At 37.1% G+C, this 13771-nt stretch carries 12 protein-coding genes and 3 tRNA genes; 2 read left to right on the top strand and 13 right to left on the bottom strand.

From position 1 onward, the window contains the following. Positions 1 to 55: 55 nt before the first annotated feature. The 10 genes from rplL to B11cv2_RS02275 all read right to left on the bottom strand — a co-directional run bounded on the left by rplL (position 56) and on the right by B11cv2_RS02275 (position 5356). Entirely contained in the window at positions 56 to 424 is a 369-nt protein-coding gene (gene rplL, locus B11cv2_RS02320) for a 50S ribosomal protein L7/L12 (protein ID WP_100693144.1), read from the bottom strand. Positions 425 to 537: 113 nt separating this feature from the next. After that, positions 538 to 1047: a 50S ribosomal protein L10 gene (rplJ, locus tag B11cv2_RS02315; RefSeq protein WP_100693143.1), complete on the bottom strand. Its 510-nt coding sequence runs from the start codon at positions 1045 to 1047 to the stop codon at positions 538 to 540. Positions 1048 to 1424: 377 nt separating this feature from the next. Beyond that, entirely contained in the window at positions 1425 to 2129 is a 705-nt protein-coding gene (gene rplA / locus B11cv2_RS02310) for a 50S ribosomal protein L1 (RefSeq protein ID WP_100693142.1), read from the bottom strand. 4 nt (positions 2130 to 2133) lie between these two features. Then, on the bottom strand, positions 2134 to 2562 hold the full coding sequence (rplK, locus tag B11cv2_RS02305) for a 50S ribosomal protein L11 (protein ID WP_100693141.1): 429 nt from the start codon (positions 2560 to 2562) through the stop codon (positions 2134 to 2136). Between the two features lie 171 nt (positions 2563 to 2733). Further along, the gene (gene nusG / locus B11cv2_RS02300; RefSeq protein WP_100693140.1) at positions 2734 to 3264 is read right to left on the bottom strand and encodes a transcription termination/antitermination protein NusG; all 531 of its coding nucleotides are present in this window, start codon (positions 3262 to 3264) and stop codon (positions 2734 to 2736) included. 20 nt (positions 3265 to 3284) lie between these two features. Beyond that, on the bottom strand, positions 3285 to 3497 hold the full coding sequence (secE, locus tag B11cv2_RS02295; protein ID WP_100693139.1) for a preprotein translocase subunit SecE: 213 nt from the start codon (positions 3495 to 3497) through the stop codon (positions 3285 to 3287). Between the two features lie 214 nt (positions 3498 to 3711). After that, a tRNA-Trp gene (locus tag B11cv2_RS02290) sits at positions 3712 to 3784 on the bottom strand. 48 nt (positions 3785 to 3832) lie between these two features. Next, positions 3833 to 5008 carry an elongation factor Tu gene (gene tuf, locus B11cv2_RS02285; RefSeq protein WP_035006025.1) on the bottom strand — a complete coding sequence of 392 codons (1176 nt, stop codon included), beginning with the start codon at positions 5006 to 5008 and terminating at the stop codon, positions 3833 to 3835. A 167-nt stretch (positions 5009 to 5175) separates the two neighbouring features. Next, positions 5176 to 5249, bottom strand: a tRNA-Gly gene (locus tag B11cv2_RS02280). A gap of 23 nt (positions 5250 to 5272) precedes the next feature. Next, positions 5273 to 5356: transfer RNA gene (locus B11cv2_RS02275), tRNA-Tyr, on the bottom strand. Between the two features lie 205 nt (positions 5357 to 5561). Here B11cv2_RS02275 and B11cv2_RS02270 point away from each other — a divergent pair. Beyond that, complete coding sequence (locus B11cv2_RS02270) at positions 5562 to 6380, top strand: RNA methyltransferase (protein ID WP_100693138.1); 819 nt, start codon at positions 5562 to 5564, stop codon at positions 6378 to 6380. Between the two features lie 40 nt (positions 6381 to 6420). Here the strand turns inward: B11cv2_RS02270 and B11cv2_RS02265 are convergent, their stop codons facing one another. Then, a complete protein-coding gene (locus tag B11cv2_RS02265) occupies positions 6421 to 7206 on the bottom strand; it encodes an ATP12 family chaperone protein (RefSeq protein WP_100693137.1) in 786 nt (261 codons plus the stop codon). A gap of 802 nt (positions 7207 to 8008) precedes the next feature. Further along, positions 8009 to 8992, bottom strand: coding sequence for an RluA family pseudouridine synthase (locus B11cv2_RS02260; protein ID WP_100693136.1), 984 nt, complete (start codon positions 8990 to 8992; stop codon positions 8009 to 8011). Between the two features lie 205 nt (positions 8993 to 9197). Here B11cv2_RS02260 and B11cv2_RS02255 point away from each other — a divergent pair, with 205 nt between their 5' ends. After that, positions 9198 to 10979, top strand: coding sequence for a glucan ABC transporter ATP-binding protein/ permease (locus B11cv2_RS02255; protein WP_100693135.1), 1782 nt, complete (start codon positions 9198 to 9200; stop codon positions 10977 to 10979). A 96-nt stretch (positions 10980 to 11075) separates the two neighbouring features. On the opposite strand, the gene alaS is transcribed toward B11cv2_RS02255, so the two are convergent. Beyond that, positions 11076 to 13739 carry an alanine--tRNA ligase gene (alaS, locus tag B11cv2_RS02250; protein WP_100693134.1) on the bottom strand — a complete coding sequence of 888 codons (2664 nt, stop codon included), beginning with the start codon at positions 13737 to 13739 and terminating at the stop codon, positions 11076 to 11078. Between the last annotated feature and the right edge of the window lie 32 nt (positions 13740 to 13771).

Here is a 13771-nt window from a genome sequence, read left to right as displayed (position 1 = left end):
AGCCCCTTTTATGGGGGAAAATTGGCACATATCAATATTTACCAATAAAATAAACTTACTTAAGCTCAACCTTAGCACCAGCAGCTTCAAGTTGGGCCTTAATTTTTTCTGCTTCTTCCTTAGAAGCACCTTCTTTAATAGGCTTAGGTGCTCCCTCAACTAAGTCTTTTGCTTCTTTAAGTCCAAGCCCCGTAAGAGCCCGAACTTCTTTAATAACATTAATCTTTTGAGCACCACCATCTGTAAGAATAACATCAAATTCTGTTTTCTCTTCGGCAGCTGGAGCAACAGCACCAACAGCAGCAACCGCCACAGGAGCAGCAGCAGAAACACCCCATTTTTCTTCAAGTAGTTTCGAAAGCTCTGCAGCCTCCAAAACAGTAAGGTTAGAAAGATCTTCTACGATCTTTGCCAGATCAGCCATTTTAAAATTCCTTCACTTAAAAGATTTGAATTATTGTTTAGAACTTATCCAAAAAAACAGAAACCTATCAAGAATTTCTGTAAACTTAGATTACAAAAAACAGCATAGCTGCTTCATCCTCCTCGAGCATATGCACCAACAACACGCGCAACCTGGCCAGTAGGCGCATTAATAACCTGAACAATACGGGTTGCAGGAGTAGAAACCATACCCAAAATTTTTGCCCGCAATTCGTTCAGTGAAGGTAATGAAGCCAAAGACTTTATAGCATCAACACTTAAACTTGTTTCACCCATTGCACCGCCAAGGATAACAAATTTATCATTAGCCTTTGCAAAATCAACAGCAACTTTCGATGCTGTAATTGGATCTTCTGAATAAGCAATAAGCGTTTGCCCAGTGAACAGATCCATCATTTCTTCAGATTTTGTACCCTGAAGAGCGATTTTAGCAAGACGGTTTTTGGCGACTTTAATAGCACCACCTGCTTCACTCATTTTTGAACGAAGATCGTTCATTTGTGAAACAGTCAAACCAGAATAATGTGCAACAACAACAGAACCTGACTCTTGAAAAGTCTTGTTAAGCCATGCAACAAATTTTCCTTTTTCCGCTTTATTCACTGTCTTTCTCCATTTAACAGATCTATTAAAACAAATCTGTTGGTTACCTTTGATAGCATGAAATTCTTCTATGCTAACGATGAGGATCCTGCCCCCTTCTTCACGCATAAACGATCAAAGGCAATCTTGGCTCAAACCTTTTAAGTTTATTAACTTCAAAGTTCTTACCCCAATCTCATGCAGGCCTTTTCTAATTAAGACACCAAAACAAGGTATCACCTACAATCTCGGACAGGACATTCCGGAATTTCTCCCGGTATGACCTGAGCTTAATAAAGCTCAGATAACTGAATACCAACTAAAACTGATAACTAAAATATAATCTCAGCCATCAGATACACAATAAAACCACAAGTTTTCATATTATCTCTGAATTTTCATATTATCTCTGAACGAACTGTTGCAGGATCAACCTTTATTCCAACACCCATAGTTGAAGAAACTGCAACTCGCTTAATATATTCTCCCTTTGCACCTTGCGGCTTAGCTTTATTAACTGCACTAACAAAAGCTTTAATATTTTCCACTATTTTCTCAATTCCCAAAGAAGCCTTACCGATGCCAGCATGCACAATACCAGATTTTTCAACACGAAATTCAACAGCACCACCTTTAGAAGCCTTAACAGCACTAGCAACATCAATTGTTACAGTACCAACTTTTGGGTTCGGCATCAAACTCCGTGGACCAAGAATTTTACCAAGACGACCAACAAGAGGCATCATATCTGGTGTTGCAATACACCTATCAAAATTAATTGTTCCACTATTAACAGTTTCAAATAAATCTTCAGCCCCCACAATATCTGCACCAGCAGCTTTAGCCTCTTCGGCTTTAACACCACGTGCAAAAACAGCAACACGAACATTTCGACCTGTTTCATTAGGCAAATGAGCAACACCCCGAACCATCTGATCTGCATGACGAGGATCAACACCCAAATTCATCGAAATCTCGATTGTTTCATCAAATTTAGCAACAGCGCGTTCTTTGACCATTGAAATAGCATCTGTTAAAGCGTACAGCTTATTAAAATCAACACCTTCACGAATTTTATGTATTCTCTTTGCTATCTTTACCATAATATTAGCCTAACACCTCTAAGCCCATAGAGCGAGCAGAACCTTCAACCATGCGCATTGCCGCTTCAATATCATTTGCGTTAAGATCTTTCATCTTTGCCTCCGCAATCGAATGAATCTTATCACGAGAAATTGTCCCAACAAACACTTTACCCGGCTCTTTTGAACCACTTTTTAAATTTGCTGCCTTTTTTAAAAAAAAAGATACCGGAGGCGTCTTCAATGAAAACGTAAAAGACTTATCTTGATAGTAAGTAATAACTACTGGAATCGGCGCACCCTTTTCCATTTCCTGCGTAGCTGCATTAAAAGCCTTACAAAACTCCATGATGTTAATACCACGCTGCCCAAGAGCAGGACCAATCGGAGGTGATGGAGTAGCCGCCCCTGCAGGAATCTGTAATTTCAACTGACCTACACTTTTTTTTGCCATAATACTCTGCCTCTAAATTTATATTGGTAAATTGGCTACTTAAATTATACCAAAAAACCACTGCAGTTTGATAGTCTGGATCATTAAGCTGGCAAAAGCCATAAATCACCTTCTATCTTAATACATTTCTATATATTTTTAAAGTGATTAAAAAAATCACTTTAAGCTCAATCAAAGCTTTTCAACCTGACCAAACTCTAAATCAACAGGCGTAGGACGCCCAAAAATTAACACTTCAACCTTAAGGCGAGAGCGCTCTTCTTCAACCTCTTGAACGATACCATTAAAAGAAACAAAAGGCCCATCTGCTACTCGAACTTGCTCACCCACTTCAAATGACATAGAAGACTTTGGAGACTCAACCCCCTCCTTAACCTGTTTAAGAATTTGCTCAACTTCGCAATCAGAAATAGGAACAGGACGCGCATCTGAACCTAAAAATCCTGTCACTTTAGGAGTATTCTTAATGAGATGATAAACCTCATCTGTCAACTCAGCACAAACAAGAACATAACCAGGAAAGAATTTACGCTCAGAATCGACCTTGCGACCACGACGAATTTCAACAACACGCTCAGTCGGAACAAAAATTTTTTTAAATAAATGATCAAGCCCTTTTTGCTTTGCTTCTTTATCAATAGCTTCCGCTACCTTTTTTTCAAAGTTTGAATATGCTTGAACAATATACCAACGAGCAGCCACAGTCACATTTCCTTGCACTATCAACTAAAAAGATACTTTAGAAGATCAATACCCTGCCATATGCCAAAATTTACCGTCTGATCCACAACAAAAAAGAGAACTGAAGCCAATGCAGTTACCACCAACACCATAACAGTAGAAATTACTGTTTCACGACGCGAAGGCCATTTTACTTTAGCTGTTTCTGCGCGAACTTGTTTTAAAAAGGTAATAGGATTGATTTTAGATGCCATTAATCACACTACATTCTTTCTAATCTTATTGCAACTATACAATAAAAAACATGACAAAAATGCGAAAAATTACAATAATCCTTACGCAATCCCATCACCTTTTACTCAATACAGATTCATGTTCAAAAAAACAAGCCCTATATAAAAAAAAGAAAATAAACATAACCAATCTGTCTATCCTCTCTCTAACTGTGATTCAAATCACAATTTACGGCAGGGGCAGCAGGACTTGAACCCGCGACCTGCGGTTTTGGAGACCGCCGCTCTACCAACTGAGCTATACCCCTAATCTTTTAGAAAAATATCTTAAATATATCCTAATTAATTTATCTCACTTATTCAATAATTTTAGATACGATACCAGCCCCAACGGTGCGACCACCTTCTCGGATCGCAAAACGAAGCTTCTCTTCCATCGCGATTGGAACAATCAAAGAGACATCCATTGCAACATTATCACCCGGCATAACCATTTCCGTTCCTTCAGGAAGCGTAACTATACCCGTAACATCGGTCGTACGAAAATAAAATTGAGGACGATAATTCGTGAAAAACGGTGTGTGACGCCCCCCCTCATCTTTTGTTAAAATATAAGCCTCAGCTTTAAATTTAGTATGAGGGGTAACAGAACCAGGCTTCGCCAATACTTGACCACGTTCAATCCCTTCACGATCAACACCACGAAGCAAAGCGCCTATATTATCACCAGCCTGGCCTTGATCTAAAAGTTTGCGAAACATTTCAACCCCAGTAACTGTTGTCTTAGATGTAGGACGAATACCAATAATCTCTATTTCTTCACCAACTTTAATAATGCCACGCTCAACACGACCCGTAACAACCGTACCACGACCAGAAATAGAAAAAACATCCTCGATAGGCATCAAAAACGGCTGATCAACTGGACGCTCAGGGGTCGGTATATATTTATCAACTTCACTCATCAAAAGACGAACAGAATCTTCACCTATACTCTTATTTGAATCCTCAAGCGCCGCTAAAGCCGAACCCTTAACTATAGGAATATCATCTCCCGGAAAATCATATTTCGATAAAAGCTCACGAACCTCAAGCTCTACAAGCTCTAAAAGCTCGCTATCATCAACCTGATCAACTTTATTGAGAAAAACAACAATCGCTGGAACACCAACCTGACGGGCCAACAAAATATGCTCACGCGTTTGAGGCATAGGCCCATCTGCTGCAGAAACAACTAATATGGCACCATCCATTTGGGCCGCTCCTGTAATCATGTTCTTAACATAATCCGCATGACCAGGACAATCAACATGAGCATAGTGACGGCTCTCCGTTTCATACTCAACGTGCGCAGTAGATATCGTTATACCACGGGCCCGCTCCTCAGGTGCCGCATCAATTTGGTCATACGCTTTAAATTCACCAAAATACTTCGTAATTGCTGCCGTCAATGAAGTCTTCCCATGATCAACATGACCAATCGTACCTATATTAACATGCGGCTTCGTACGTTCAAATTTGCTCTTTGCCATCGCCGTCAATCTCTTGTCTTAAATTAGTTAGCATAAAAAAGGTTCTTAGAATCAAACCAGACCGTCCTAATACCTCAGTCCGGCATAACAACTATAAAACGAAAATATTCGCCTCTTTAATTATGATGGAAAACACCCACCATTTTACTTAATCGCCAGCTTATGTCTGGAGCGGGTAGCGGGAATCGAACCCGCGTATTCAGCTTGGAAGGCTGCTGCTCTACCATTGAGCTATACCCGCACATATCAGCTCTATTTGATTAATGGTGAAGGGGGTTGGATTCGAACCAACGTAGCATACGCAACGGATTTACAGTCCGTCCCCTTTAACCACTCGGGCACCCCTCCATTACATCGGCAGAGCTGGGCGATAAAGCACCACTACAACCAATCTCTTTCTACTAAGTTTAGATTGGCTGAGGGTTGGTTATGGCGTTTAGTATTGCATCTGTCAACAAAATAAATATGGTTCTTTACAAATTTCCTATTAAATAATTTAAAATTTTATATTTTTTCTATATACAAATCCATTATAAATATAATATGAAAAAATATGCTTAAAGACTCTCATTATGCTCGTCTTCGTCGCCGATATCGTAATACAAAAGGCTCTTTTTTTCAATCTACAACATATGTAAAACAACCACCTATCCCATTACAAAAAGAACAAATTTACCTTTACGGTATTCATCCAGTTCATGCAGCATTGAAGAATCCTAGAAGAGTTTTAAGACATCTGTATGCTACACCAAATGCTTTAAAGCGTCTTGGTATAAACGAATCAAATATAGCGTGTCCTGTAACATCATGCTTACCTAAAAAACTGGAAATGTTTGTAGGAAGGGAAGCAGTTCATCAAGGAATTGTATTAGAAACTGAACCTCTAAAATCACGTCCTTTATCGGAACTGACAAATACCGATCTTATCATTATCATGGATCAAATTACTGATCCACATAACGTTGGTGCTATTATGCGCTCTGCCGTAGCCTTTAAAGCTGGAGCAATCATTACTACTAATCGCCATTCACCACAAGAAAGTGGTGTACTTGCCAAAGCAGCATCTGGAGCTTTAGAACTCATTGAATACATTACTGTACGCAATCTTTTTAAAACACTTCAAGAACTTCACCAAATGAACTTTATTAGTTTTGGACTTGATTCAGAAGGTAAATTTCCTTTAGAAACAGCGTTAAAAGGGACTAAAATCTCTCTTATTTTAGGAGCAGAAGGTAAAGGCTTACGTCAAAAAACACGGGAAAATGCGTACTCACTAGCACGCCTTGATCTTCCTGGAGATATTAAGTCATTAAACGTTTCAAATGCTGCAGCAATTGCGCTCTATGCAGTACACAAATACCTGAGACAGTAATTTTATTTTCCTATTCCTATAGTAAATTGAGATGAGAATTTCATTTTGAGCAAACAGTAATAATTGTAGCTGCTGCATTAAACTCAGACTTTTTATAAGCACGACGTGTTATTGTTTCTTCATCTTTTCCCCATTGTTCCATTGTCCAATCTTCATCTAAATGCGCTATAGCCCAAGCATCATCTGTACAAATCTTTCTCTCAGCTACAGCAAAAGCAATAAGAGCTGATCCTGTCAATGTAGTCATTGCATGAAGTGCAGCTAATGTATAAGGAGATTCTATCTTGCGTAAATAATTGCTCACCGCTTGAATAGACTCAGGTGGTTGTTCAACATGCATAAGACCTTCTACTAAATTAAAATGTGTACCTAATCTTTCTTCTGCCCAATCAAGTAAAAAGTCCCATTTTTCAGATTGTCGTTTCACTAATTCTTTTGGTGTTTGTGCTCGATAAAAAATCATATCACATGCAACAAAACGCAGCAGATCTTCAAAAATAATTTGCATATTATCAATTACACCATCAATAACAGTATTAACTAAACGCGTAATTGGCATTTTTGCTGGATCAATCACTGCTTTTTGGGCAGTAAATTCTTGTGCTACCAATCCAGCAAGCATTTCTACCGGCAGAAAAAAATCACGTTTTGCAGGTGTCTTTAATAATCTCCCATCTAGTAAAATAAAAAATTTTCCTTCTTTACAGGTGACGTCTACTTTTTCATAAAACCGCTTAGGTAATGGCCGACATGATAATTTTTGAGGATGATGCAAAGGATTACCTTCATTCAATAATGTATCAACATCACCTAAAATTTCACGCATTTTTCTCTACCTTTAATATTTTCAACAAGCCTAATAAAGTTTCTAGAATAAAATTTGCAATTATTAGCTATAAAAAATACTGTACAGCAATTTTAAAACATATCAACTACAGTCATTCCAACGAATACTAAAGTATTATGCCATTTAACATCAAAAATCTTATACTATATCTCTTTATGATAATCTCAACATCAGCTCACAATCTCTTATAATCATTGATTTATAAATCAATATCCTTAATATTTTTCATGGAATAATAAATGCTAAAGAAATGTCTTATAGTGATAATATCACCATCTCATAATAAAATAAGGAAGAGTCCAATTTAAAAAGCAATGTAATTTTAATCGACAATATAATACTCACAACACCATACTATATCAGTTATAGAAGATGTTTTATAACCATATTGAGTATTTAAACTGCATATTGCTTTTGATTCTTTTCAGTAAGTACCTGCTAGTTTTAATACGATAGATCATTCAAAAGATAATTTTTTAAAACCCTTACATACGATCTTTCTTCTGGATTTTTTATTAATTTTGATTTAAGAATCAATATATTAAAAGACTTTTAGCTAATATCTTGATACCATTACTGATTACAGAATTCTCAAAACATTTTTATTTATATGTTAACTATTTTTGTAACACATAAATAATTTTGTATTTGTTTTAAAATGTGATAGGTTGAAATAAGAGAGTGTTACTCTGTTTTAAACTTTAATTCAAAATAAAGTAATATATTATCTTTATAAATCAATTAGTTAAATATTAAAGGAAAAAATACAGTATTGTTTCTATTATTCTGTATCACCATCGATTTCGTTAAAAGCGAAAAGATTAAAACTTTGCACCATATGAGGTGGTAAAGGTGCAGTAACATCTAATACGCCTCCTGAAGGATGAGGTATACGGATACGACGTGCATGAAGATGAAGCCGATTTTGCATTCCTCTTGGCAAGTCCCAATTACTATCAGAAAAAAAATATTTTGAATCACCAATAATCGGATGATTTATATAAGCAGCATGAACACGTAATTGATGTGTTCTTCCTGTATAGGGCTCCATTTCAAGCCAAGAAAGGGCTTTTCCTCGCGTATCCAAAACACGATAATAAGACACTGCATGATTGGAATCTGGTTGTCTACGTTCACAAACACGCATTTTATCACCTTGTGCAGTTATTTCTCTGACCATCCATGTCGAAATTTTATCCTGCTTTTTTCTAGGCACCCCTCGAACCAATGCCCAATAAGTTTTCTTTGTTTCTCGTGTTCTAAAAGCAGCAGTCAAAGCCTGTGCAGCTCCTCTTGACCGCGCGACAACAAGAATCCCTGATGTCTCACGATCAATGCGATGAACCAATCGCGGTTTTTCGCCTTTTTTATTACGCCATACTTCAAGCATATTATCAATATGACGCGTTAAGCCAGAACCACCTTGTACAGCTAAACCTGCTGGTTTATTAAAAACAAAAATTTTTGAATCTTCATAAAGAAGCATATCTTTTAAGATTATATCATCGTCCCGTCCACAAACGATTTTATTGATTACAGAAAAGCTATCCTCTTTATCTATAAGTAAAGGAGGCACACGAATAGATTGACCCACAACAAGACGCATATCATTTTTAACACGTCCACCATCAACCCGTATCTGTCCAGAACGCAGAAGTTTTTGCAAATATCCAAACCCAACATCTGGATAGTATACCTTAAACCAGCGATCTAAACGCATTCCACTTTCATCTGCTTCGACCTTTTTTATTTTTACACTCACCATAATAATTCTCTCATCATAAAATTTGTTATTAACATTCTCATCCTACTGTATATAAATGCAAAAAACGATTTTATAAATTGACGCTATCACGCTGTATTACAATCTGTATCCAAAATTGCATTCTCTTACCGCATAAATTTTATTAGTTTCAAAGACTAACCACTAATATTAGAGCAACTTGAGAGGGAATTGGAGATAATCATCTGTGTCTTTATTTAAAATTTATGCTCGTGTTCTTTCTTATCTCAACAAAGAAAAAAATGCATCCATTTTAATCTGCTCAGCTAATATTACTTTAGCTATAATTACAATTATAGAACCTATTTTATTTGGACACGTTATTGATGCAATTGCAGATAAATCTGGCATTATTTCAACCCTCATAATGTGGGTAGGCTTTGGTGTTTTTAATATTATTGCTTATGTACTCGTAGCACGTAGTGCTGACCGCTTAGCACATAGACGTCGCTTAACTGTTTTAATAGAATCTTTTGAACGTATCATTGCTATGCCACTAATCTGGCATCAACAACGTGGAACTTCTAATGCTCTTCATACACTACTACGTGCAATAGATTCTATGTCAACCATATGGCTTGACTTTATGCGCCAACATCTCTCAACTCTTGTTGCATTATTTGTTCTCGTGCCAATAGCTTTCAAAATGAATTGGCGTCTTTCAATAGTCTTGCTTGTCCTCGCTATTATCTATGTATTAATTGCACGCTTAGTAATGCAAAAAACAAAAGATGGACAAGCAGCTGTAGAACGCTACCACCATAATCTTTTTAAACATGTCAGTGATTCAATTTCTAACGTTTCGATCGTGCAAAGTTATAATCAAATATTAGAAGAAACCTCCACACTTCATCAACACGCAGCTGATCTTCTTAAAGCCCAAAATCCTGTTTTAAATTGGTGGGCTCTCGCTAGTGGCTTAAATCGAATGGCTTCAACAATTTCGATAGTGTGTGTCTTACTTCTAGGTGCCTTTTTTGTAACAAAAGGTCAAGTGCGAGTAGGAGAAGTTGTTGCTTTTGTTGGATTTGCTCAATTAATGATTAATCGTCTTGATCAAATTAGCAATTTCATCAATTTAGCTATATCTTCACAAGCAAAACTAAAAGATTTTTTTGAAATGGAAGACTCTACTGTTCATATCAATACACCAGAAAATCTTCCTTCTCTTCAAAATGTTAAAGGTGAAATTCAGTTTCATCATGTATCCTATAAATTTCTTAATTCTTCTCAAGGTGTTTTTGATATTTCATTTAAAGTTAAAGCAGGACAAACCGTTGCGATTGTAGGGCCAACAGGTGCTGGAAAGACAACATTAATTAATTTGTTACAACGCGTATATGATCCTACGATTGGGCACATCAGTATTGATGAAATAGATATACGCACAGTTAATCGTGAATCCTTGCGTAAAGCTTTAGCAACAGTCTTTCAAGATTCTGGTCTTTTCAACCGTAGTATTCGCGATAACATTTCAATAGGTAAAACAACCGCAACAGATGAAGAACTTTATGAAGCTGCAAAGATAGCTGCTGCTCATGACTTTATTCTAGAAAAAAATGATTGTTATGATACATTAGTTGGTGAGCGAGGTTCACAATTATCAGGTGGAGAAAGACAACGATTAGCAATCGCACGTGCTATCTTAAAAAATGCACCCATCCTTATTTTGGATGAAGCAACAAGTGCTCTTGATGTTGAAACAGAAGCTCGTGTTAAAGATGCTATCGATTGTGTAAGTCAAAACCGCACCACCTTTATTATAGCACACCGTCTTTCAACAGTACGCAATGCTGACCTTATATTATTTTTAGATCATGGCCGTTTAATTGAAAAAGGTAGCTTTCAAGAACTGATCAGCAAAAGCGGTCGCTTCTATAAATTATTACAAACTGGCGGCTTAATGATTGATCAAGAAACAACGGAAACAGAAAATATAGTGCCATTACACAAAGCTATTGCATCATAAAAATTTTTTGTTTTCTACGCTTTTAAATAAAAATTTAATATAACGATATACAGTTTAAGCTTTCTTAAAAACTGCAACATATAACAAGAATAAAAATTACCCTTTAAGAAAAGCTTTTAATGCCGTAATCGCTTCATCAGCTTTATCTCCTTTGGAGCCACCAGCCTGTGCCATATCAGGACGGCCACCACCACCTTGGCCACCAAGAACAGTCGAAACAACGCGCACTAAATCAACAGCATTCAATATATTTATTAAATCATCAGTAACCCCAACAACAGCGCTTCCTTTGCCATCTTCCGAAATACTAATAAAAGCGACCACTCCAGATTTAATTTGTTTCTTTCCAGAATCTACCAACGTTTTAAGATCCCGCACTGCAATGTTTCTAAGAACTCTCCCCATAAAAGAAATGCCATTAATAATTGTAATTTCCTCTTTTTTACCCTGTAGAGCCCCACCATTCAGAAAAACATTTTTACGTGTATTATTCAACTCTTTTTCAAACTTACGACGATCATCAAGCAAATTCCTTATACGTTCTTCCAAATTAGCAGGAGAAGTTTTTAAAAAACTCGCCATTTCATAAATTCGCTTATCTTGTTGACGTAAATAAAGGCGTGCAGTTGTACCCGTTAAAGCTTCAATACGACGAACTCCAGAAGCTACAGAACTTTCAGCAACAATATGAATCAAACCAATATCACCTGTTCTCTGTACGTGCGTGCCCCCACAAAGCTCAATTGACCAATGCTTTTTTAATTCTATTGGTTCACATCTCTCTCCCATAGAAACAACACGAACTTCATCACCATATTTTTCGCCAAACAATGCCATTGCTCCTCCCAAAATTGCATCATCCAGCGCCATCAAACGAGTTATGACCTTACTATTTTGCAGCACAATATCGTTTGCTAAATCTTCTACTCTTTTTAATTCTTCTGATGAAATTGGCTTTGGGTGAGAAAAATCAAAACGCAAGCGGCTAGGAGATACTAAAGATCCCTTCTGTGCAACATGAGGCCCTAATATACAACGCAAAGCTTCATGCAACAAATGGGTAGCAGAATGATTAGCACGAATTTTTCTACGACGTTCAGAATCAACAATCAGTTCCACACAATCAGATATCTTTGCTCGGCCAGATTTTACTTCCCCAATGTGAATAAAAATCCCATCACCCTTTCTCTGGGTATCACGCACTTCAAAAACAAAAGACTCACCAGAAATAATGCCACTATCACCTACCTGCCCACCAGACTCAGCATAAAAAGGTGTTTGATTTACAACAAGCACAGCATCTTGCCCTGAAGAAATATGATCAACAATTTCACCATCACAAACAAGAGCTGTAATAACGCCTTCAGCTTTTTCTGCTTCATAACCTAAAAATTCTGTAATGCCTACCTTATCACGAATAGAAAACCAAATTGTTTCTGTTATTGATGCGCCAGAACCAGACCAATTGGCGCGATTTTCAGCTTTCTGGAGCTCCATTGCTTTTTCAAAAGCATCAATATCAACAGATATTCCACGACGCCGAAGGGCATCTTGCGTCAAATCAAGTGGAAAACCATATGTATCATAAAGTTTAAAGGCAACTTCACCATCCAAATGATCACCTTCTTTAAGATCAATGCTTGCTTCATTTAATAAACTAAGCCCTCGTTCAAGAGTTTTATGAAAACGCGTTTCTTCTAGCTTTAAGATTTCTGAAATCAAGGACTCAGCACGCACTAACTCGGGATAAGCTTGCCCCATTTCGCGTACTAAAACAGGCAAAAGTTTCTCCATTAATGACTCTTTAGCGCCAAGAAAATGAGCATGACGCATAGCACGACGCATAATACGACGCAAAACATATCCTCGTCCCTCATTGGAAGGAAGAACACCATCAGAAATCAAAAACGCAGAAGAACGGAGATGATCAGCAATAACACGATGGCTGGCAACAAACTCACCCGTTGCCTCTATACCTGTTATCTCCTGTGAAGTGTGAATTAATTTACAAAAAAGATCAATATCATAATTATCATGAACACCTTGCAAAACAGCTGCGATGCGTTCTAATCCCATACCAGTGTCAATAGAAGGACAAGGTAATTCAGTTCGCTCTTCTTTATTAACTTGCTCATATTGCATAAAAACAAGATTCCAAATTTCAATAAAACGATCACCATCCTCATTAGCGCTTCCCGGAGGCCCACCAAAAATTTCATCGCCATGATCATAAAAAATCTCTGAACAAGGACCACACGGTCCTGTATCTCCCATCGACCAAAAATTATCATTGGTCGCAATACGGATAATTTTTTCGTTTGGAAGCCCGGAAATTTTACGCCATAATTCAGCTGCAATATTATCAGTATGATAAACTGTAACCAACAATTTATCTTGCGAAAGACAAAACTCTTTGGTTAAAAGATTCCATGCAAAAAAAATGGCTTCTTCTTTAAAATAATCACCAAAAGAAAAATTCCCAAGCATTTCAAAAAAAGTATGATGACGCGCTGTATAACCAACATTATCAAGATCATTATGCTTTCCACCCGCACGAACACATTTTTGCGCTGTTGTTGCTCGTTTATAAGGGTATTGTTCAAGTCCAGTAAAAACATTTTTAAACTGAACCATTCCTGCATTTGTAAACATCAATGTAGGGTCATTGCGTGGAATCAGTGGACTCGAAGAAAGAATTTCGTGTCCATTACGATGAAAATAATCCAGAAAAGCTGACCTGATACTATTAACACTATTCATATTTACACCTGTAGAATACAGTAAAAAATCGC

Origin of the sequence: Bartonella sp. 1-1C (genome assembly GCF_002810325.1) — a bacterium.
Taxonomy (GTDB): domain Bacteria; phylum Pseudomonadota; class Alphaproteobacteria; order Rhizobiales; family Rhizobiaceae; genus Bartonella; species Bartonella rochalimae.
This window is presented reverse-complemented; position numbering and strand designations above follow the sequence as displayed.

Bases quoted from the DNA above. Each gene is read 5' to 3' on its own strand.
- rplL (WP_100693144.1), bottom strand. From the start codon at position 424: ATGGCTGATCTGGCAAAGATCGTAGAAGATCTTTCTAACCTTACTGTT.
- rplA (WP_100693142.1), bottom strand. From the start codon at position 2,129: ATGGTAAAGATAGCAAAGAGAATACATAAAATTCGTGAAGGTGTTGAT.
- rplK (WP_100693141.1), bottom strand. From the start codon at position 2,562: ATGGCAAAAAAAAGTGTAGGTCAGTTGAAATTACAGATTCCTGCAGGG.
- secE (WP_100693139.1), bottom strand. From the start codon at position 3,497: ATGGCATCTAAAATCAATCCTATTACCTTTTTAAAACAAGTTCGCGCA.
- tuf (WP_035006025.1), bottom strand. From the start codon at position 5,008: ATGGCAAAGAGCAAATTTGAACGTACGAAGCCGCATGTTAATATAGGT.
- B11cv2_RS02270 (WP_100693138.1), top strand. From the start codon at position 5,562: ATGCTTAAAGACTCTCATTATGCTCGTCTTCGTCGCCGATATCGTAAT.
- B11cv2_RS02265 (WP_100693137.1), bottom strand. From the start codon at position 7,206: ATGCGTGAAATTTTAGGTGATGTTGATACATTATTGAATGAAGGTAAT.
- B11cv2_RS02260 (WP_100693136.1), bottom strand. From the start codon at position 8,992: ATGGTGAGTGTAAAAATAAAAAAGGTCGAAGCAGATGAAAGTGGAATG.
- alaS (WP_100693134.1), bottom strand. From the start codon at position 13,739: ATGAATAGTGTTAATAGTATCAGGTCAGCTTTTCTGGATTATTTTCAT.